This is a genomic window from Adhaeribacter arboris (assembly GCF_003023845.1).
GTDB lineage: Bacteria > Bacteroidota > Bacteroidia > Cytophagales > Hymenobacteraceae > Adhaeribacter > Adhaeribacter arboris.
The window spans coordinates 1,852,701-1,873,907 of record NZ_PYFT01000001.1; the positions used below are offsets into that span (position 1 = coordinate 1,852,701).

The following is a 21,207-nucleotide window of genomic DNA, read 5'->3' on the forward strand; positions in this document are numbered from 1 at the left end:
AGCCCTTGAATTAATGTTCAAAGGCTTTTTTAATTCTCAATTATTGAAATCCATCCATGAATGGAAACATAAACTATGGCTATTTAATACTAGGGCTATTGCTATCCAAGTATTGAATTACTTGATTTATCTGTTAAAAGAAATCTACGTATATTTAGTAAAAGTTTACAAAATCAAGTTTATGCCCCCAAGTACTGCTGAAATAGAAAATATATTAAATCAAGTAAAGAAGCTAGATTATTTGGGTAGAATTAGTATTCTAGAAAAAATAATTTTACTTATTGAAAATGAAGCACATAATAAAGAATTAGTAAAATTATCCTCTCTAAACGGGCTAGGTTCTGAAATCTGGAAAAACGTAGATATAGATAAATTTGTAGAAAATGAAAGACAATGGGATTAAGTACATTTGATTCCCCAAAAGTCTTTCTGGATACTGCTCCTTTGATCTATTTTATCGAAGGTAATACACCTTATCAGGAACAATTAAATAGCCTTTTTACTGCTGCCGACAACGGTGATTTTTCCTTTATTACTACCATTTGAACTCTCCTAGAAGTATTGGTTCAACCTATAAAGGTAAATCGCCTGGATTTAGTGGAGCAATATAAGTACCTTTTAAATAATGCATCTAACATGGAAGTAATAGAAATAAATACAACTATTGCCGTTAAAGCCGCAGAACTAAGAGCAAAATATAACCTTAAAACGCCGGATACTATTCAAATGGCAACAGCATTAGAACCTAATGCAGCTTACTTTTTAACAAATGATATACGTTTAAAAACTGTTAAAGAAATTACAACAATAACAGTTTCAGAAATTTAGAATAATTAAACTAGAAAAATCTATTAACCCGTTAGAGCTTTTCTTGCTTATCCTTTATTTCACAGTTACCTGTTGTTGCTTTTCCACTTCTTTCTTTACCGTTGGCGATACTACTGTTCCCAGCAATTCTATCGCTCGTAAAACTTTGGCGTGAGGTAAGGTTCCTACGCTTATATGCAGCAGAAAACGGGTATTGCCGAAAAGCTCGTAGTTAAATAAAATTTTATCAGTTACCTGTTGCGGGCTGCCCACGAGTAAAGAGCCTTCCGGCGACCGCATCCATTCGTATTGTTGCCGGTTCATCGGCGACCAGCCCCGCTCCTGCCCGATCCGGCTCATCACCAAGGCATAAGGACCGTAGAATTCATCGGCGGCTTTTTTCGAATCGTCGGCGATATACCCGTGCGAATTAATACCCAGTTGAAACTTACTTTCCTCATGACCGGCTTTTTTATAGGTGGCTTTATACAAATCGGTAAAAGGTACAAACCGCTCCGGCATACCGCCAATTATAGCCAAAGCCATCGGTAAACCGTAGTTGGCGGCCCGCACCACCGATTCCGGGGTACCGCCAATAGCCACCCAAATGGGCAATTCGGCTTGGTATGGCCGGGGATACACGCCACGGTTATCAATGGAAGGCCGGTGATGGCCTTGCCAGGTTATTTTTTCACTTTTATTTAATTTTATCAGCAATTCTAATTTTTCGGAAAAAAGGGAATTATAATCTTTCAAATCGTTGCCAAACAGAGGAAACGATTCTATGAAAGAACCCCGGCCGGCCATAATTTCGGCCCGTCCTTTTGATAGCAAATCGACGTGGGCAAAATCTTGAAAAACCCGCACTGGATCATCGGAACTTAACACTGTTACCGCACTGGAAAGCTTAATGTGTTTGGTTTTTACCGCCGCGGCTCCTAAAACTACGGCCGGAGCCGATACTACAAAATCGGGCCGATGATGCTCCCCAATGGCAAAAACATCCAGACCTACCTGGTCGGCTAGTTCTATTTCCTCTATCAGGTTGCTCATTCTTTCGTGCGGAGCTAAAAGTTTGCCGGTTGAGGGGTCGGGTGTATTTTCAACGAAGGTAGTGATGCCTATTTCCATTATAATATATGTAGCTACATTGTTTACCTATAAATAAAGCAAAACAAGTTATAAGAACGAATGTTTCAGATAGATGGCTTAAAATTTAGCTTTCGTTTGACTCCATTTCTTCGTACTTCAAAAACAAATTGTAATCCGGTAAATTAATTTTACTACCCGGAGTGCATGTAGGCGCTATTCAACGCTTCGGAATCCACCGAAACATGCAACCTTTTATTTCCAGAAGGAATCATTATGACAAAAGACCTATAGAACTAAAAACAATGAAAAATCTGCGCTTTAAACTTTTATATTATTTACCGTTCTTCCTTCTTCTCCTCTCTTGTACCGATTCCGAAATCGAAAATCCAGCTAAAAAATCCATTACTTTTAAACCCATCGGCCTGTCCAACCGAATTGTATATGAACTGACGGTGCAGGATAATAAGCTATATGCCGCTACGGATAATGGTGTATTTGTAAAATCACTTTCCGCTTCCTCGAACTGGCAGGAATTGGGCTTACAAGGCCAAATGGTTAAAACAATTTTGTTTATTCCGGACGGTACTTGCCTGGTATCCGTTTCTAATCCAGCTAAAGAGGAGCACCAATTGTACAAAGCAGAAAATAACACCTTTAACTTTCAACAGGTAAATACAAATTTTGGGGGTACAGAACCCGAGCCCATCAATAATATGGCTTTTAACCCAGCCACGAACGAAATATTAGGCGTGGGTTATAATGTAGTAGCTAAATCTACGGATAAAGGCACCACTTGGACTCCCATTTACGGTGACTGGCATTACCTGGCCTCGGGCTTGGATTTTGTTCAGCTCAACCAAAAGAATGGAGATATTTGGGCTGGGGGCCAAAACGGTATTGAAGGATTTAACCTGGTTCAATTTTCGAAAGCAAGTAACACTTGGCAAAACTGGACTAATTTAATTGAGTCGCCGAGTACGGCGAAAGACATAGCTTTTGATAAAAATAACGCCAAACGGTTAATCATTGGCGGCGAAGACGGTATTATTAAAACCGAAGATAACGGTACCACCTGGACCACCATCAAGCATGAACCGCACTCCGCCCGCTTTTATTTTGGGGTGGATTTTGACCTGGATAACAGCAATAAAATTTACGCGGCCAGTTGGCTGAAGAACTTCAGCGATCCGCAGCCTTTACTATTGTACATTTCAGAAAATGCCGGAACAACCTGGAAGGAATACAAATACAAGGATGATTCTCTTTTTGGCGGTGTTTGGGACATGGTGCAGGTAAAAGAAGGCGAAAAAACCAAATTGTACTTAGGTCTTTATAAAGGCGGTGTTTTTGAAGTAACTATTGATTCATAATTCTTTGGTTTTTTAAATGATAAGTCCCTCTTTATGGCGCGGATTTATTTCGGTGCCTTTTTAACCCACTGCTCGACTTAGCCAACCTGTACTTTCCCATTAGCGTCAATATAATTAGGGTAAAAAGGATAAATTTTAATAAATTCAAAAAATAGAAATCTTGCTGTACCAGAATGTAACCTGATAGTTTGGTTAATTAAAAAATTGAAAGTGCAAAAGTCACGGAAGTAAATCCGCGCCATCGTGACTTTATGAATAAAAAATATTTTTTTATTTGTACTCCTACTTGCTTGTTTTCTGCAAATTATTTTGCCTTTTAGCTGGGTATTTCCGTTTTTACCAAGGTTACAAACAATCAGAAAAGCATGCTGGATATTGTAATTGAAGCCCGTAAAGCGGCTATTGGTCCGGGAATGAACGTTCGCCGGATTCTTCCTTTCCGGTTGCGGCGGATGGTGGGTCCTTTTATTTTTATGGATCATGCTGGGCCAATAGAAATGCCTCCCTCTTTAGTACCTTCAATGGATGTGTTGCCGCATCCGCATATTGGTTTATCCACGGTTAGCTACTTATTTGGCGGCCAAGTTACCCATCGCGATAGTTTGGGTGTCCAGCAGGTAATTCGTCCGGGCGAAGTAAACTGGATGACGGCCGGCAGCGGTATTGCACATTCGGAACGCTTTGAAGATCCGGCGGCCTTAGCTGGGGGCCAGTTAGAAATGATTCAGACCTGGGTAGCACTTCCCGAAAAAGACGAAGAATCAGCACCAACTTTCGATAATTACCAACCCGGGCAATTACCCATTTTTACGGATTCCGGCGTATGGATGCGGTTAATTGCCGGCGATGCCTTTGGTTTAAAGAACCATGTAAAAACCCATTCGCCTTTGTTTTACCTGCACGTCGTATTGCAACCCGGAGCCCGGTTCGGTTTGCCCCGGGAACACACCGAACGGGGAATTTATGTAGCCAAAGGAAGCATAGAACTTTCTAGCCGCACTTATTCGGTGGGTCAAATGCTGGTTTTTTCTAAAGGAGTGGACCCGGTGATTGTAGCCAAAGAACCTGCTACTCTCCTATTTTTAGGAGGCGAACCCTTAGGCGAACGTTTTATCTGGTGGAATTTTGTTTCGTCGCGGAAAGAACGCATCGAGCAAGCCAAAGCTGACTGGAAGGAAGGCCGAATACTTTTACCTCCTACTGATAATCTAGAGTTTATTCCACTGCCGGAAGATAAATCCAGGCCGGCCGGCAGCCCCGCGCCCGAAGCCCTTTCCTGATAAATACAGGGTATATTTTTATTTGGCCAAGGGATCCGGCCGTAGCTGGAATTTAAATACTTTGCTGGTAGTGCCTTTGCCGCCCTCCATGTGAAAAGGTGCCCGGGTACTAATGGTAGCCCAGAGTCCCCGTCCTTTCCAACCACCCTTCGGATCATCAATCCGGCCATCCAGCCATTTAGTATAAAAACCCAGGGGATAAGGTACGCGCAGTTTCACCCATTTGCCCTCTTTAAGCGCCAGCAAAGCTTCCGACTCATTCCCGGTATTAATGGGAATATTTTCTCCCAGACCAAAAGTATTAAACTGGTCTACCCAGGTGTAATAACTGGATTCGGCGCTTCCCTTGTAGTTTACGCCTTTTAGTTGCGGCAAAGGTTCGGGGTAAAAGGTCCAGCCATCCCGCGCGTGTTGGCCGGTGGCTTTCGGGCCGTTTAGCGGATCTTTGCTCTTGCGCCGGTCGAAACTGGCTAAATGGCCGCTGGCTAAAGCTACCCAAGCCACGCCATTCCGGTCGATGTCCATGCCCCTTGGGGAGAATCCCTCAATCGGTTCGCCTTTGTCATCTAACGGCAGCTCGTAATATTCGACCAACGCTGTTTCGGGTGGATTAGAGCCCGGATTAAGCCGGATAATACCACCCGGATACCCTAAAGTGGATCCCCAAACCGATCCGTCCGGAGCCGGAGCTACCGAGTAAAGTCCTTTCGCAATTCGTTTGTCTTTTTTAGGGTCAACGGGTTGGTCCGGCTCCACGTAAGCATCGCGTTTGCCATTGCCATTCGTATCCAAAATAAGAGCTGTCCATCCCTGGGACGCTTTTTCGTCGCCGGTTTCCTGGTATTTTTTCGTATCGAACCAGCCAATAACTTCTCCCCCGCCGCTGGTCCAAAGAGTATTTTTGCTATCCTCCGCGAACATCAGGTGGTGGGTACTAAAGTTGGTGCTAATAGGGGTATATTTTTTGGTTTTCGGATTATACACACCTAAATGGCGGCTGGCCCTTTTTAACGGGAAAAGCTTGGCCGATGGATGGTCCTTAAAATCATCCGGATTGTCGGGCGGCCTTACGGCGGCGGTAATCCAAACATTGCCTTCGGCATCTAGCATTGGGTTATGCACGTTGGTTTTACTGTTCCAGATGGCCTCCGTACCCCAGTAAGGCGAAGCCTCCAGTACTTCCCCGGATATAACGGGAGTTTTCGGGTCGCGTACGGTTAGCGGTATCCGGCTAGTAGTGTGGGTTATGGGGTCCAGAACGGGCAGGTAATCGGCGCTGGCTTCCAGGGCACCGTATAAAGGCCCGTTCGCGTTTACGGTGGGGTTTCTCCGGTCCGTAGAAACCAGGTCATGCAGATACGCTTTCGGATCGGCCCAATCCCATTGGGTAATGACCACGTTCCGCTCGATTCCTGCGGGACGCGGGGGAGTTGGCGGTAGTTCCCCGGCCTTCATCCGGTCGGTCCAGTCGGCAAACATACGGAGGACTTCTTCTTTCCCGATTTGGTGTATGGCGGAGGTCATAATAGGTCCGGCTTGCCCGGAGCGTAACCGGCGTTCCCAGGCTTCCACCGAATTATTAAAAGTACCTAAGGATTTTTGAAATTCCCGGGTGCCTTTGCTGCCCAATTGGTGGCAGGCCAAACAAGTTCCTGATTTTATACTGGACAGAAAATTAGCCTGGGTTTTAACATTCGACAAGATACCATTGCCATCGGGACCGGTCCCCGGAAATTTACTTTTATCAGGTACATGCAGCAGGGAAAACCAGTAACCCGCCGGGTAGTATTCAGCGGCGGCTTGCGGGGTGGGTGCTACTACGGCTGTCAGGTCTAGATTCCGGCCGGGTTTAACTTGTTGCTTCGGCGAATCAATCAACCCATACCCGCGTACCCAAACGGAATAATTAGCCTTGGGCAAGCCGGGTATTACATAACGCCCTTTCTCATCGGTAACTACTATTTTAGCAAATCGGGTAGGCAAATCATGCGTTTCGGCAATTACCCACACCCCGGCTTCCGGACCATTAGGACCCGTAACTACGCCTCCCAAATCACCTTCTCCCACCTGTACGGCTTTGGTTCCGGAATTACTCGAATTACAGGCGTTTAATGCCACTAGTGAGGTAAAAATAAAGAGATAAAGAAGATTTTTGAAAATACCTTCTTTCCAATTTCCAAATAAAATAGATGCGTATTTCATAGTGATTCAATTGGGCTAAAAAAGGAAGGAAAATCCGGCTTAACTTCTTAAAACCAGCAAATTAGGCCAACGAATATATCTATTTTAAATCTTTGAATCAATAATCAGGAGAATTCAATTTTTAACGGCTGATTTTTTGGTTGGTAATATTAAAAAACATGCAGGTGACATTGCCAACGTTAGAATGGCTGTATTTATTTTAAATTCCTGCTAACGGATTGGGCTAAACGGCGTACGAGGCCATCGGCCAAAGGCTGACGTTTAAATGTTATTTGCGGAAGTATTTTATTTCTTAAAAATGTTGAACCACTTAGTCAGACAAAGGATTACCTTCGTTATATTTTGCAATTATTACTAGAAATATAAATCCTAATACAATGAGAAGTAAAAATAATTTCCTTGCCTTCTTTACGGCTTCTCTATTTTCCTCTTCTACTAAGAAAACATCTATCTCATTTACCTTTGCCGTAAAATAATTTAAGATAAAATACATTAAAAGCAAAATTGGTAGGTATCCTATTCGGTGACTAGGTTTCTGGAAGCTGATTTCAATTATACCTAAGTTGTTTTCCAAAATCCCAAACACTGGTAGTAACCATATCCATATTAACAGGCAGAAAACACATTTCGCTATAAATAGACGGGCTTTACCTCCTGAGAACTGCATACTTGCTTGTTCTTTTTGGTATAAACCTGCTATTATTTTATTTACTACATTCATTTAATATTTTTCAATATTCTCTTATTGAATATTACCGCTAACGGGTAGTACATGAGTTGAGCCAGGCGTAGCCGCAGCTTAACTTATGTGCAGTGTTAGCAAACGTTTTTATTTATTTGTCAATATATACTCCTTAATTTTATTATGCAGATTCTGTTGAATCCATCGCCCATAATCTTGTTTCTCTTTTTCCCTATTAGAACTTTCATCTGTCAGTTGACTTTGAGAATACCATTCATTCCATGGTGAGCCTATATTAAAGGTGTCTTTTTCAATCTTTATGTCATAAAGGCTAAACATGTATCCGCCTCTTGAAAAAACTAAAAATCTGTTATTTATAAATTCTAATTTCGGGTTATCACAAAAGTAACCTGCCTCGTCATAGTTATAAAAAATTTCCCTAGTACGCATCCATTCAGCATCCTTGTCTGAAATTCCATTTTTTAAACTGTAGTCTATCTTTAGTTCTTTTGGATTTAATTTCTTGTCAAGTTTTAGAACCATAAACCCAGGGTCACCAATACTAAAATCGGAATACAAGCCATAGTAAAACTTCCCATCAGGTGATTCCACGTGTTGAATATATTCTAGGTAGTTAAGGTCACATGACGATAATGCAAGGAAGAATACTAAAGAGGTAAATGTTTTAATTAATTTCAATACGGTGTCCTTGATTAAATTTTTGCTAACTTATGTATATATGGAACTACTCCGTTTTTCCACCCGAATGAACCGGATAAACGGAACAGACTCCGGTTATCTGAATCCAGAAACTCTTGTTTTTATTATTTTAAATATAGAAATAAATTCATAAGGCAAAATCTTTTTAATGGTTATGGTCCGCCATCTGGTTAGCTCCGTTTTTTAAAACTGATTCGCTGTGCAGGAGATAAGCTCCGGTTGCTACCACGGTATCTTTGGCATTCAATCCGCTGGCAATGGCTACCTGGTTGGCACTTTCTTCTCCCAGCGTAACCATTTTAGGAGAAAAGGTATTTTTGGCGGTTTGCAACCACACATGCGCTCCCCGGGAATCGCGGATGACCGCATCTATTGGCAAAATCAGGATCTGTTTTGTTGCACCAGGAAGCGTGATAGTGGCCTGGGTACCGGCAATCAACTGCCCCTTCGGATTGGGTATTTCTGCCCGGGCTATTAATACCTGACTATTTTGCCGGAATTCCGGATTGATAAAGGCAATTTTAGTTTTTATAGCCTCCGATTTACCTGGTAATCTTACCTCAATGGGCGTACCTATTTTTAATTGGCTAGCTTCCGGCGCGTACAATTCAACTTCTACCCAAATGGTAGAAAATCGGTTGAGTCGGTAAAGTAAACTTCCTTCGGCTATATAAACTCCTTCTGCGGCGGCAATTTCCGTGATTGTACCGGAAGTGGGAGCCAGAAAAGTAATCCGGGCATCTAATTGGCGGGAATTGGCTATTTTGTATATCTGGGCCTTCGTTAAGCCAACTAACTGCAATTTACGTTCTGCTGCTTCCAGAATAGAAACAAACTGCTTCTGTTCGGGAAACGCTTTTACCTGGTCCAGCGCCAGTAGATATTCTTGTTCCAGGGTGAGTAAGGATTCGCTGTACAAGTCGTAAAGTGGCTGCCCTTTCCGGATGGGTCGCCCGGTTTCCTTAATATATAACTTTTCAATACGGCCAGCGGCGCGACTGCTGATTACATCCGTCTGCGTTTCATCTGGCACTAATCGACCGGGTAAGATGGTATTGTTCCCCACCTGGCCTGTTTGTACTAGTCGTGCAGTTATATTGCCGAGCTTCATTTGTGTATCACTCAACATAATACTGGTTACCTTATCTTTATAAATCTGTTTCGTAACCGGCTCCAGATTCATGCCGCAGATGGGGCAGGAACCAGGTTCGCTTTCCACAATTTGCGGGTGCATCGGACAAGTATAGGTTGTATCAGCGGCGGCTTGCCCAGTTGCGTTTTCGGTTTCGTGGTGCACGTGTTTGTCTTTTCTGAGGCAGGAAACGAATGCCAATACCATTAAAAATAAGAAAACTCTATTAAAAATCTTTTTCATTGATTATTCTTCTCCACCCGGATAAAGCTTTCGCTGTCCACTAAAAACTGGGCGTTGGCGGCTATTACATCCTTGGCCGTTAATCCCGATACTATTTCTACCTGGCCGTTTGCTTGTTGCCCCACCTGAACCGCAACCGGTTTAAAAACATTATTTACTTTTTGGAAGGCTACGGCCTGGGTACCCACATCTAACACTGCTTCCTTCGGTATCCAAAGAGTTACTCCGGTATTGTAAGTAGCTTTTCCGGTGATTAATTGACCAATTTGCGTTACTTTATTTTGAGCCGAAAGAGAAGCACGTACCTGGGCAAAATTTTCGCCGCCGTCATAAACCGGTGCTACCAAGCTCACCCGGGTGCGCACCGAATCGCCCGGTATTTGATTAAAATAAATGGATATAGGAGTCCCTGGGGTTAATTGATTAATTTGATTACTGGGTACCCTGAATTGCGCCCATACTTGCGAAGCATCCACTACTTTTAACAGTGCCTGGCCGGTGGTTACGTACATTCCTTCCCGGACGGCAAAACCATTACTGGTTGTTAGATTTGTTGGGGTCGCTACCGCACTTGTATTAATACCCGTACTACCCGCATTACCCATCCCTGCCATATTATCTCCTCCGGCTGTGGGGGCCGAAGCAGTAGGAACGTTAGCCGGAGTTGCAGTAATTGCCGGGTCGAGTACATAACCCGTGTAGGGGCTGTACACCGAAAAAACGTAGGACTCCCGACGATTCTGGGCTAAAGTATTTAATTGCGCGGCGGTGGCGCCTAAAAACTTTAATTTTTGGCGAGCCCCGTTTATTAGAGCCGTATTGGTAGGATCATTTTGTAACAGGTACAGCAATTCTTTTTGAGCCGTTACCAGTTCGGGACTGTATATATCAAACAACTTCTGCCCTTTACGTACCGGCTGGTAATTAAACTGCACGTACAATTTTTCAATTCGGCCCCCAAACCGGGCCGGAATAATGTTTTGCTGCCGGGTGTCATACGTTATTATTCCGCTCAAAATAATTTCATTCTGAACTTGTTTTTGCATTGGTTGAATGGTTTTTAAATCTGCCACCACGGCTTGGTTAACCGGTTGCAAAAGGTAATTCAGGTTGGAAGTTGTTGTAAGAGCAGGTGTATTTGCGGTTTGTTTGGCTACCAAGGTCATGCCGCATACCGGACAACTGCCGGGTTGGTTACGTACAATTTGCGGGTGCATGGGGCAGGTATACGGCACTTCGGTGGCGGTTTCAGCAGCATGGTTAAGATTTTCGCGGCAACTGGTGATTGCAAAAGCTAGAAAAAGGAACAAGATGACTTGGATTTTGGTAATAAGTAGTTCTCCCCGACGCCTCTCAGAACGATTGGCTTTTGTTGGGAAAAGTATAAATGGCGCGAACGTCCTCGCTCGTATCTTGTCATCGTCCGTTCTCCGGCCGAGATAAGAATCCCTTACTTGCTTATAACAAAGTTTTACTCTTTCATCCGGCCAGAGGCCTACCAGATAATAAACACGAGCGAGGATGCTCGCGCCATTTAGAAGTACTCTGGTAAAAAGAAATCCTCTCCCAACCTCCGCCAAAAGAAGCCTTTTTAATAAATAGAAAGACAACATACCTAAATTATTTTTTGAGTTATTTTTCCAGTTCTTTCTCATAATTCACCCCTATCAGATAGAGTTGTTCCAGGTTATTCAGGTATTCCATTTGGGCCATGTTCAGCGCTTCCCAGGCATCCATTACTAAGAGTAATTGCCCGGTATTCTGCTCGTAGCTCAGCAAGGTAGTTTCGTAGTTTCGCCGGAGAGCCGGGATAATTTTTGTTTGATAGTTCTGGACCTGGGTTTTCTTTGATTTTAACTCCAAAGCCATATTGGCCGCCATGCCCTGGGCTTCTTTCAATAAGTTCTCCCGGCCTATTTGCATGGATTGAATTTCCAAATTCATGGCTTTAGAATTGGCTTTATACATCCGGTTCGACCAAGGCGCAAAAGGGATAGATACCATACCCATAGCGGTAAACACCTGCGGCATCATCCGGTCGCGGGGCAGCATGTTTTCGAATCGGATACTAAAATCCGGCAGGCGCTGGCTATTTTCGAGGAGTAGGTTGAGCCGCATGGATTCAATTTTTCTATCTAACTGCCGCACATCGCTGCGGGCTGAATTGAAATAAGAAGTATCCGTTTGAATAGCTACTTCTGGAACCTTTACCACGGTATCAATCTGAAAACGGGTATCTCTGGGCAGATTCATCAGAATATTTAATTGAATATTCTTCATCCCGATTTCGCTTTCATTCATCAGCAGCATATTTTCCACTTCGTGCAACCGTGCTTCGGCCTTGTAGATACTGCCTAAAGTGCTTTGGTTGTAAGGGTACCGTACTTTGGCGAGTTTGAGCATAAACCCCATAATGCGCTGACTTTCCCGGAGAATCGATTTTTTTTTCTCTAAAACTACCCATTGGTAATAGGCAATTTTAGCCTGGGCCCGCAACTGATTGTACATAACTTCGTGACCTTCCTCCTCAACTGCCACTCGCGATTGCATATACTTTTCTTGGGCTTTCAGTTTAGCTGGATTAGGAATTTCCTGTTGGGCAGCGGTCATAAGCATGCCTTTATCCCGGTCTTCCATAATCCGCTGCCCCGGATAAGGATACATAAACACGCCGGCTCCTATCATAGGTGACATCCAGCTTTTGGCTCCTTCCGCGTACGTCTTGATGGCCTCGGTTTGTAAGTCATGTTCCTGCAACATCAGGTTATAATGATGTATATAAAGCAGAACACTGTCGAGGTTCATTACCCGGTTCTGCGCCCGCAGAGGTAAAAACGCCACCAGAAAAAGCCCAATAGCCAAGCCATATTTATACTTATTGTTTAACATCGTAAATTTCAATTTTACCGTGTTTTCTTAATTCGTACTCTTTCGTCATTTCAAAAACGACCGGCGTAACCAACAAAATATGGATAGAAGAAGTAAAAACGCCGCCAATCAGGGGCAACACAATGGGCAGCATTACATCGGTACCTACCCCGGTAGCCCACAGTACCGGAATTAAACCAAACAAGGAAACCGAAACCGTCATGATTTTGGGCCGCAAGCGTTTGGCGGCTCCCCTAAAAACATATTCCCGGATGTCCTGCTTGGTGATGCTTTGACCAGAATTACCTTTTTCGGCTACTAACTGGTTCATGGCTTCGTTGAGGTAAACCACCATCACCATGGCCGTTTCCACCGCCAAGCCAAACAAAGCAATAAACCCAACTGCCACCGCAACCGATAGATTTATACCGTAGAAGTACACGATAAATACGCCTCCTATCATGGCAAAGGGAATGGTAATTAAATTAAGTAAAGCTTCTTTTAACGATCTAAAGGAGAAATACAGAATCAGGAAAATAATTACAAGCACCAGGGGAATAATAATTTTTAGAGTCTGATTGGCCCGGATTTGATTTTCCCATTGGCCGCTCCATTCCAGGTGGTAGCCCGTTGGGATACCGGTTACTTCCTGGTTTATTTTCTGAATTGCTTCCTGCACGGTGCTGCCTAAATCCCGCTCCCGTACGTTGAAAAGCACCGCACCGCGTAACTGGGCATTTTCGGAGGCAATCATGGGCGGACCTTCCACAAACTGTACGTCTGCCACCGCCGATAAAGGTACGGAACCCAAAGAAACGGATTGAATGGGAATGCGGCGGATCCGGTCTAAACTGTTGCGGTACTCCTGGGCTAATCGTACGTTAATGGAAAAACGCTGGCGGCCTTCTACAGTATTTCCAATGGGTATGCCGCCTAAAGCAGATTCGACCACCGCATTCACATCATTCACCGACAATCCGTACCGGCCCAGTTCCTCCCGTTTCGGCTGAATTTCCAAATATTTACCGCCAGTAACCGGCTCGATGTACAAATCTTTAACTCCTGGAATTTCCTGAAGCGCGTTTCTTATTCTTTCTGATAGCAAAGCAATAGAATCGAGACTTTGCCCATACACTTTTACTCCTACATCGGTACGGATGCCGGTAGCCAGCATATTTATTCGGTTAATGATAGGCTGGGTCCAGCCGTTTATTACCCCTGGGATTTGTAGTTTTTGGTCAAGTTCGGCTATAATTTTAGCTTTGGTCATGCCTTCCCGCCATTCCGATTCGGGTTTCAGCTGAATAATAGTTTCGATCATGCTGATGGGAGAATTGTCCGTTGCGGTACTCGCCCGGCCCGCTTTACCCAGAACCTGCGCTACTTCCGGCACTGATTTAATAATCTTATCCTGCACCTGTAGTATGCGCTTAGCTTCGGAATTAGAAATATCCGGGAGCGTGATGGGCATAAACAAAATGGAGCTTTCATCTAAGGGTGGCATAAACTCCGAACCTAAACGCAGCATCATCGGAATGGCAATAAATAAAGCGATAATATTGATGCCAATGGTAGTTTTACGCCATTCCAAACACCAGCGTAAAATAGGTCCGTACACCCGCTCCAAACCCCGGTTAATGGGATTACTGCTCTCCGGCTTAAACTTTCCTTTTAGAAACAGAGAAAGCAGCACCGGCGTAACCGTTATGGCTACGAAGGCATCCACAATTAATATAAAGGTCTTGGTCCAGGCCAAGGGACTAAATAATCTTCCCTCCTGCCCCGTCAGTAAAAACACCGGCAGAAAAGAAGTAATAATGATAACGGTACTCCAAAACACGCTGGGCCCCACTTGCTTCGATGCTTTTTCGATGATAGCTAATCTTTCGGAATCGGATAGGTTCATCTTTTTAAATTTTGAATGAGGAAATAAGGGAATGTGAGAATGAGTGAATGTTGAATGAGTGATTGAGTGAATAAGTGAATTTTGAATAATGAAATTAAAAATATAGAATATGGATCATAGTCTTTTTTAAAATAGATTCATTGATTTATTTGATTATAACTACTATTCATTCACACATTCACTCAATCACTCATTCAACATTCACTCGTCCATTTATTACTTGCTAGTATTTTTTCTGGCTTTCGCCATTACGGATAAGATTTCAGTTGCTTCTTTCATAAGATTTGCCACTTTAACTTCCGGTATAATGTTGGCTTCGGTAAGTAATTCCAGCCAAAACAAGGTTTCATCAGCTTCTTCAATCACAATGCTACATTTAGCGTAGAATTCGGCGGAGGAACGGGCACGACAAGCGGCACGGTAATTTGCGGCGACCGATGTGGCTGAACGTAAAAGTTGTCGTTTTAAGATGCTTGCCTCTTCCGTTTTAGGTAGGCTTTGTGCCAAACGAATTACATCCAAAGCTAAATTTTTAGTCTTCTGACGGAAGCGTTCCACAAATTGTTCTTTAGATAATCTCCCAGATTCTTCCATTGTTCTAATTGTAATTATTTCATTTAATTATTCAGAATTCGCTCATTCACTCATTCAAAACTCACTCATTAACTATTCTGCGCATCTGCTAAATGCCGGTAAGCATTCTCGACCATTACAATGGCATCATCTACAATTACCCCAATGGCCAAGGCTATACCAGTAAGGGACATGATGTTAGAGGAAATATCAAAGGCATTTAAAAGAATAAACCCGATAGCAACGGAGAGCGGCAGTTGAATAATAATAATGAGGGCACTGCGCCAGTGAAAGAGAAAAATGAAAACTAAAACCGAGGCTACTACCATCTCATCGATTAAGGTGGCTTTTACCGAATCGACCGATTCGGTAATTAAACCGCTGCGGTCATACACAATATTAAATTTTACGCCTTTGGGTAAACCCACCGCTACTTCTTTCATTTTGGCCTTCACGTTGGCAATTACTTCGGCGGCATTTTCCCCGTAGCGCATTACCACTATTCCCCCCACAGCTTCGCCTTCTCCGTTCAGGTCAAAAATTCCTAAGCGCGATTCCCCGGTCATTTGCACGGTAGCAACGTCCTTTACCCGTACCGGAATGGTATTCGAAGTTACAACCGGAATATTTTCGATTTGCTCCGTGGATTGCAGGTAACCGGTAGTTTTAATGATATACCCGATAGCACTCCTTTCGAACTTGCGGCCGCCGCTCTCGTTATTGTTTGCCCGCACGGCGCCAATTACTTGAGGTACCGATAAATTGAAATAAGTTAGTTTATTCGGGTCTAAGGTGATCTGGTATTGTTTCTGGAAGCCGCCGAACGATGCAATTTCGCTTACCCCCGCAACATTTTGCAGCGAAAATTTCACGTACCAATCCTGGATAGCCCGCTGTTCGCCTAAGTCCAGGCCGGGTGCATCTAAGGTATACCACAAGATATGCCCTACTCCGGTTCCATCCGGCCCTAAGGTAGGAACGGCGCCTTCCGGCAATAAGCGGTTCGCGTAGTTCAGGCGTTCCAGTACTCTTTCCCGGGCCCAATAAACATCGGTTTTATCTTCAAAAATGATGTAAATAAAACTCATCCCAAACATAGATACGCCGCGCACATACTTTACCAGGGGCATGCCCTGCAAATTCGTAACCAAGGGATAGGTTACCTGGTCTTCCATAATCTGCGGGCTGCGGCCCATCCATTCGGTAAATACAATTACCTGGTTTTCAGATAAATCCGGAATAGCATCTACTTTGTTAACGGAAATGGAGTATACGCCCCAACCAAATAATCCGGCCGCCAGCAGCAAAACCACCAGCCGGTTCCGGAGAGAAAAAGAAATTAAGTTGCCAATCATAGCCAGAAGAGAATGATTCTCCCGGATTGAGGCCCAGGAGAAAATTTTAAATTAATGCTGTTCCTCGTGCTCGTGGTCTTTAGCAGCTACTTTTTCTAAGTTCATGCCGCATTTTGAGCATTTACCGGGTTCGTTGCTGGTTACTTCCGGGTGCATGGAGCAGGAATACACGGCGGCTAATTCCGAACCAGCTTGCCCGCTGGAATCCGCTTTTACGGTAGTTTGTTCCGTGGCATTTCGACTGGAGTTGGCGTTGTTACAAGCGGTAATAGAGATAAATCCAAGTAGGAAAAAGGAGACAGTAAAAAGAATTGCTTTCATGATGAAGAGTGTTTAAAAATCTAAGTTGAAGAAGTTATCTACCTAAAAATCAGGCGCTTTCACTAAAGCGCATTTGTCTTTAAAAAGGTATAATACAAGATTTTACAATGGCTGAAAAGCCACAGTTTTAAATGATTAAGCCGATAAGCTTTTTAACTTTAAACCAGGTTGTCGGAATACATGGCATTAGTATGGCTACCAATTACCAATACCCTAACCCTACTACTATCAGTAAGGTAACCTAAAGCCAGAAAAATTACTTTACCTGAAAATTAAAAAGGATAAGGCTTAGTAGAAGCCGGGCTTAAGGGAGACAATAGCCGGATAACTTCTACCAGAAGAAAGGAAATTATATTAAGAAAACTTGGTGTAGAATACCGCGCAACCGACCGGAAGAAGGCGGGGGCAACGTAAAATAAGGTTGCGCCTCTTGCAATGCCGGATAAATAACCTCGGCGTAAACCGCATACGTATTAATTGGCCGCAGCAATTTTGCTACTTGCTCATAGGCTTGGCGCGAGTTTAAAGAGCAATAAACGGAGGTTGGCACAACACAAGTACCCAAACCGCAATCCTCGCTGGTAGTTTTAGATTTTGGAGCCGGCTTTTTACAGCAACAATTGGAATGGGTAGAAGTAGTAATTGCTTTTTCCATTTCGTTAGAAGAGCAATTCGAAACCGCTATCCGAAATCCGGCAGAAGCCAAAGTGATGGCCAGAATTAAGGTGTAGTGAATGATTTTCTGAATTGCTCGCATGAATGAAATGACGAAATAAAAAATGAGTAGCCCGGCTCACGCCTCTTTATACAAACAAAATTAGATAAACTTAAGTTACTTTCTTTATATAATCTTAAAAAAAACTAATATAATTTAGACGTTTAACTGTTTATGTAAGTTGTTTCAAATTCAACAGTAATTTTTTTCTTTTCAGAAACAAATAGATTATTTCTTATAGTACCCTACGCACCCTGATGGTTAGAAAAAGTTTATACTTACTTTATGTTTCATCATTATTCCGTAAGACCCGATTTATTGTTTTAATTTTTTGCTTGATTTTGTAAATAACGTGAGTTAGAACTGCAAAAGGTAAAAATGAAATACGAGCGATTATTGGGTTTTGGATTTAAATTAAATCCGTTAAAGTTTTATCAGTTTAATCAATTGACAAAATCAATAAAATGCTCTTTTATTAAAGGGGCAGGGCCGAAAAAGGGTACGTTCTGCTTAAGTAGTTATCGTTCGTTTACTGCCATAGAGAAACCTAATGCGTGCTGTTTTTTTAATTAAAAGTAATTTGCCGAAAGTAATACCAATTGTTGAAGGTCATTTTTGAACGCAGAAAAGCCATCAATTTAAATCAAAACAACAAAAAACACTATATGGATAACTTAAACAGGGAAGTAACTAAATTTCTTGACGACTTGCATCACCCTTTGAGAGCCGAAATAGAACAGTTACGACGAACAATTTTAAACGCTGATGGTAGAATAACAGAAAACATAAAATGGAATGGACCAAATTATTGTTTGGAGAACGAAGACCGAATAACAATGAGAATTCATCCACCCAAACAAATTCAATTAATTTTTCACAGAGGCGTCAAAAAACTAACTCAACCTAAAGACAAAATTATTGTCGACAATTCAGGACTTCTTGTTTGGAAAGAGAATGATCGAGCAGTAGTTTCTTTTCAGGATAGTAACGGTATACAAAAATCAAAATTGGAACTGGAAGATATCGTAAATAAATGGATGAAAGCAACGAAGTCAACCACAACAAACCGCTAATAGAATATTAACAAAAGTAGGCTAACCCCCTATTATTCGGCTGACGGAAGTAAATCAACCTATATAATGCTCATAAACGGTAATGATGAAATTTCCGCCTTCGGCAATACCTAAACCGTTTTCCAAGAACCAATCCATAAAAATTGTAAATTCGGGTATGAAAAAATTACTACTTCTTGCCTGGATTTTCTTTTTTTTGTTAGGATGTAAAAAGGACGACGTAAACCCTAAATCTACCGCTGACCTCTTGCAGGGAGCCTGGAAGGTAGTCTCCAATACCTATGAAGGCTACGATGCGTCAAACGTTAAAGTTTACACGGATACTACCCAGAATAATTCCATCTATATTATTTCGGGGCAAAGCATTGCTATTTCCGATGGTACTACCACTAATCCTTGGGCTACGTACAGTTTAAGCGAACAACAAAACAAAAAGTACATTCACGTAGCTGGTTACGGCTTAAGCTCCAGCTTTGAGTTGGCTTTACTTACCGAAAGCAATATGACCTGGCAACGGGAAACCTGGAACGATACTTATCCAGATGGCTCCGGGTTCAGAAAAGATGCGAGATCGGTGGTAACCATACAATTTCAAAAATAAATTCTAAATAACCCCATTTCCTTGCCGGAAGTAGTTATTCCTTCAACTATTATGAAAAGCTTATTCACGTGGATTCTGTTGTTTTTAGGGCTAAGTCTGGTTAGTAGGGCGCAGCCGGTAAGAGTGGCCGTAGCCGCGAACGCCCAATTTGTGATAAAAATTTTACAAAAAGATTTTGAAAAGAAAACCGGAGTTAAAACCGAAATTATTACCGGTTCTTCGGGCAAAATAACCGCCCAAATTAAAAACGGAGCACCTTACGATATATTTCTATCCGCCGACATGGCATATCCTACTAACCTGTTTAAATCCGGATTTGGCTTAAATGCCCCAAAAGTATATGCTCTGGGTAGCTTAATTGTGTGCAGTACTGCTGATTTAACCCTAGAAAACTGGCGCCAGTTGCTTACTACTAGTTCCATCAATAAGATTGCCCTGGCTAATCCGGCGCTGGCCCCCTACGGCCAAGCCGCCCGGGAAGCTTTGCAGCATTACGGTATATGGGAAAAAGTGCAACCCAAATTAGTTTACGGCGAAAGTATTGCCCAGGTAAATACCTATATTACTACTGGGGCCGTAAAAATAGGTTTTACCAGCGAAGCCTTGATTTACGAAAATCCAAATAAAAATAAATTTAAATGGGTACGGGTAGAAAATAAAGTTTATTCTACGATGGAGCAAGGCATGGTAGTACTGAGCCACGCTAAAAAAGGAAATTATGCCCACGCAATGCAATTTTACGCTTATCTTTCCAGCCCGGCCGCTCAACAAATATTCCGGCAAAATGGGTACCGGGTGCCGTAACGGGTAAATCAGAATACTATGGATTGGACTCCTATCCTGCTTAGTTTAAAACTTTCGTTTATTACCACTATAATTTTGCTCTTCATTGGGTTGCCGGTCGCTTATTGGTTATCCGGAAGTAACTCCATTCCTAAACTTATTCTGGAGGCAGTTATTACGATGCCCTTGGTATTACCGCCCTCGGTTTTAGGCTTTTATTTGCTATTGGCTTTTAGTCCGCAGAATACGCTGGGGAATTGGCTACAAGAAACTTTTGCCCTGCAGTTGGTTTTTTCTTTTAAAGGACTGGTTTTAGCTTCGGTAATTTATAGCCTGCCCTTTATGATTAGCCCGGTAAAGTCGGCGTTCGATCATTTACCCCGTTCTATGGCCGAGGCTTCGTATACCATGGGAAAATCCCGCCTGCAAACCTTTTTTCATATTTTGTTACCCAATATCAAAGCTTCGCTGATAACGGCGGCTGTGCTCACCTTTGCGCATACCCTGGGCGAATTTGGCGTAGTACTCATGATTGGCGGCAATATTCCCGGTATAACCAAAGTAGCTTCCATTGCTATTTATGATTCTGTGGAAAGCATGGATTATACCAGCGCCAATTACTATTCCTTGCTTTTATTTACCATTACCTTTGTTATAGTAGTAACAGTTTTTGTTTTAAACCGGAAATCGGCCAAAAGCCCGTTGGAATGATAGAGGTAGCTATTCAAAAAAATATTAAAACGTACAACGGTAACAACCAGCTGCTAATTAATACTACGTTTGCCACGAATACAATTACGCAAATTTTTGGCCCCTCCGGCGCCGGTAAAACTACTTTCTTAAAAATACTGGCCGGGCTGGTGCAGCCCGAACAAGGCTACATAAGCGTGGAAAATGAAATTTGGTTAAATACGCGAATCCAAATTAACTGGTCGCCCCAAAAAAGACAAACCGGTTTTGTTTTCCAGGATTACGCCCTTTTCCCGCATTTAACCGTGGAGCAACACTTGTTATTTGGCACTTCCGATACGAGTTACGTACAACGTTTGCTGGCCATAGGTAAAATGCAAGCTTTTTATCGGCATAAACCCAAATTCTTATCGGGCGGACAGCAACAGCGGTTAGCTATTCTGCGGGCTCTTTCTACAAAGCCGAGGTTGCTTTTACTGGATGAACCTTTTTCGGCATTGGATTACGCCTTAAAACAGAGCTTGCTCCTTGATTTAAAACAACTGTTTACCGAATTGCAAACTACTTGTCTGGTGGTTACGCATCATCCCCTGGAAACCGAAGGCTGGGCCGAACACTCTTTTGCATTAGAATAAACCTGGTTGATAAAGCCCGGAAAGTCTAAAATGTAATATCAATGAAGCGGAAGCTAAGGCAGATTTATCTAAAAAATTAAAACATTTAAGTAGAAAAGCACGCATTAAATAGTAAATTTAAAAGCTTACTGTTCAAGTTCCGCCTTTGCATGTAAACGG

General features: G+C 42.7%; 21 protein-coding genes and 1 pseudogene. 10 read left to right on the plus strand and 12 right to left on the minus strand.

Going from position 1 to position 21,207, the window contains the following annotated elements; translation table 11 throughout:
* The first annotated feature begins 13 nt into the window (after positions 1–13).
* The 3 genes and pseudogenes from AHMF7605_RS07625 to AHMF7605_RS07630 all read left to right on the plus strand — a co-directional run.
* On the plus strand, positions 14–403 hold the full coding sequence (locus AHMF7605_RS07625; RefSeq protein ID WP_106927997.1) for a hypothetical protein: 390 nt from the start codon (positions 14–16) through the stop codon (positions 401–403).
* Entirely contained in the window at positions 394–546 is a 153-nt protein-coding gene (locus tag AHMF7605_RS29640) for a hypothetical protein (protein WP_158267467.1), read from the plus strand. The genes AHMF7605_RS07625 and AHMF7605_RS29640 overlap by 10 nt, the downstream gene beginning before the upstream one ends.
* Positions 547–558: 12 nt before the next feature.
* A pseudogene (locus AHMF7605_RS07630) lies at positions 559–828 on the plus strand (type II toxin-antitoxin system VapC family toxin); the annotation flags it as partial.
* A 54-nt stretch (positions 829–882) separates the two neighbouring features.
* On the opposite strand, the gene AHMF7605_RS07635 reads toward AHMF7605_RS07630, so the two are convergent.
* Positions 883–1,938: an LLM class flavin-dependent oxidoreductase gene (locus AHMF7605_RS07635; RefSeq protein ID WP_106928001.1), complete on the minus strand. Its 1,056-nt coding sequence runs from the start codon at positions 1,936–1,938 to the stop codon at positions 883–885.
* Positions 1,939–2,201: 263 nt separating this feature from the next.
* Between AHMF7605_RS07635 and AHMF7605_RS07640 the strand changes: the two genes are divergently transcribed.
* On the plus strand, positions 2,202–3,269 hold the full coding sequence (locus tag AHMF7605_RS07640) for a WD40/YVTN/BNR-like repeat-containing protein (RefSeq protein ID WP_106928003.1): 1,068 nt from the start codon (positions 2,202–2,204) through the stop codon (positions 3,267–3,269).
* A gap of 365 nt (positions 3,270–3,634) precedes the next feature.
* Positions 3,635–4,549 (plus strand): pirin family protein, encoded by a 915-nt coding sequence (locus tag AHMF7605_RS07645; protein WP_106928005.1) that lies wholly within the window; start codon positions 3,635–3,637, stop codon positions 4,547–4,549.
* Positions 4,550–4,567: 18 nt separating this feature from the next.
* On the opposite strand, the gene AHMF7605_RS07650 is transcribed toward AHMF7605_RS07645, so the two are convergent.
* The 11 genes from AHMF7605_RS07650 to AHMF7605_RS07700 form a co-directional block, all read right to left on the minus strand.
* Entirely contained in the window at positions 4,568–6,751 is a 2,184-nt protein-coding gene (locus AHMF7605_RS07650; protein ID WP_106928007.1) for a hypothetical protein, read from the minus strand.
* Between the two features lie 310 nt (positions 6,752–7,061).
* The gene (locus AHMF7605_RS07655) at positions 7,062–7,472 is read right to left on the minus strand and encodes a hypothetical protein (RefSeq protein ID WP_106928009.1); all 411 of its coding nucleotides are present in this window, start codon (positions 7,470–7,472) and stop codon (positions 7,062–7,064) included.
* A gap of 108 nt (positions 7,473–7,580) precedes the next feature.
* Complete coding sequence (locus tag AHMF7605_RS07660; protein WP_146153540.1) at positions 7,581–8,045, minus strand: hypothetical protein; 465 nt, start codon at positions 8,043–8,045, stop codon at positions 7,581–7,583.
* 253 nt (positions 8,046–8,298) lie between these two features.
* Positions 8,299–9,528 (minus strand): efflux RND transporter periplasmic adaptor subunit, encoded by a 1,230-nt coding sequence (locus AHMF7605_RS07665; RefSeq protein ID WP_106928013.1) that lies wholly within the window; start codon positions 9,526–9,528, stop codon positions 8,299–8,301.
* Entirely contained in the window at positions 9,525–10,838 is a 1,314-nt protein-coding gene (locus AHMF7605_RS07670) for an efflux RND transporter periplasmic adaptor subunit (RefSeq protein WP_158267469.1), read from the minus strand. The genes AHMF7605_RS07665 and AHMF7605_RS07670 overlap by 4 nt, the downstream gene beginning before the upstream one ends.
* Positions 10,839–11,160: 322 nt before the next feature.
* Positions 11,161–12,417 carry a TolC family protein gene (locus tag AHMF7605_RS07675; protein ID WP_106928017.1) on the minus strand — a complete coding sequence of 419 codons (1,257 nt, stop codon included), beginning with the start codon at positions 12,415–12,417 and terminating at the stop codon, positions 11,161–11,163.
* Positions 12,404–14,302: an efflux RND transporter permease subunit gene (locus AHMF7605_RS07680; protein WP_106928019.1), complete on the minus strand. Its 1,899-nt coding sequence runs from the start codon at positions 14,300–14,302 to the stop codon at positions 12,404–12,406. Before AHMF7605_RS07680 ends, AHMF7605_RS07675 begins: the two co-directional genes overlap by 14 nt.
* A gap of 216 nt (positions 14,303–14,518) precedes the next feature.
* Positions 14,519–14,896, minus strand: a complete 378-nt coding sequence (locus tag AHMF7605_RS07685) for a four helix bundle protein (protein WP_106928021.1) — start codon at positions 14,894–14,896, stop codon at positions 14,519–14,521.
* A 68-nt stretch (positions 14,897–14,964) separates the two neighbouring features.
* Positions 14,965–16,230 carry an efflux RND transporter permease subunit gene (locus tag AHMF7605_RS07690; protein WP_106928023.1) on the minus strand — a complete coding sequence of 422 codons (1,266 nt, stop codon included), beginning with the start codon at positions 16,228–16,230 and terminating at the stop codon, positions 14,965–14,967.
* Positions 16,231–16,281: 51 nt separating this feature from the next.
* Positions 16,282–16,551 carry a heavy metal-binding domain-containing protein gene (locus tag AHMF7605_RS07695; protein WP_106928025.1) on the minus strand — a complete coding sequence of 90 codons (270 nt, stop codon included), beginning with the start codon at positions 16,549–16,551 and terminating at the stop codon, positions 16,282–16,284.
* A 349-nt stretch (positions 16,552–16,900) separates the two neighbouring features.
* On the minus strand, positions 16,901–17,308 hold the full coding sequence (locus AHMF7605_RS07700; protein WP_106928027.1) for a hypothetical protein: 408 nt from the start codon (positions 17,306–17,308) through the stop codon (positions 16,901–16,903).
* 623 nt (positions 17,309–17,931) lie between these two features.
* Here AHMF7605_RS07700 and AHMF7605_RS07705 point away from each other — a divergent pair.
* The 5 genes from AHMF7605_RS07705 to AHMF7605_RS07725 all read left to right on the plus strand — a co-directional run bounded on the left by AHMF7605_RS07705 (position 17,932) and on the right by AHMF7605_RS07725 (position 21,048).
* Entirely contained in the window at positions 17,932–18,339 is a 408-nt protein-coding gene (locus AHMF7605_RS07705) for a DUF1801 domain-containing protein (RefSeq protein WP_106933388.1), read from the plus strand.
* Between the two features lie 157 nt (positions 18,340–18,496).
* Complete coding sequence (locus tag AHMF7605_RS07710; RefSeq protein ID WP_146153541.1) at positions 18,497–18,940, plus strand: hypothetical protein; 444 nt, start codon at positions 18,497–18,499, stop codon at positions 18,938–18,940.
* Between the two features lie 51 nt (positions 18,941–18,991).
* Entirely contained in the window at positions 18,992–19,744 is a 753-nt protein-coding gene (modA, locus tag AHMF7605_RS07715; RefSeq protein WP_106933389.1) for a molybdate ABC transporter substrate-binding protein, read from the plus strand.
* Between the two features lie 18 nt (positions 19,745–19,762).
* On the plus strand, positions 19,763–20,434 hold the full coding sequence (gene modB / locus AHMF7605_RS07720; protein WP_106928031.1) for a molybdate ABC transporter permease subunit: 672 nt from the start codon (positions 19,763–19,765) through the stop codon (positions 20,432–20,434).
* A complete protein-coding gene (locus tag AHMF7605_RS07725; protein ID WP_106928033.1) occupies positions 20,431–21,048 on the plus strand; it encodes an ATP-binding cassette domain-containing protein in 618 nt (205 codons plus the stop codon). The genes modB and AHMF7605_RS07725 overlap by 4 nt, the downstream gene beginning before the upstream one ends.
* Positions 21,049–21,207: the final 159 nt, after the last annotated feature.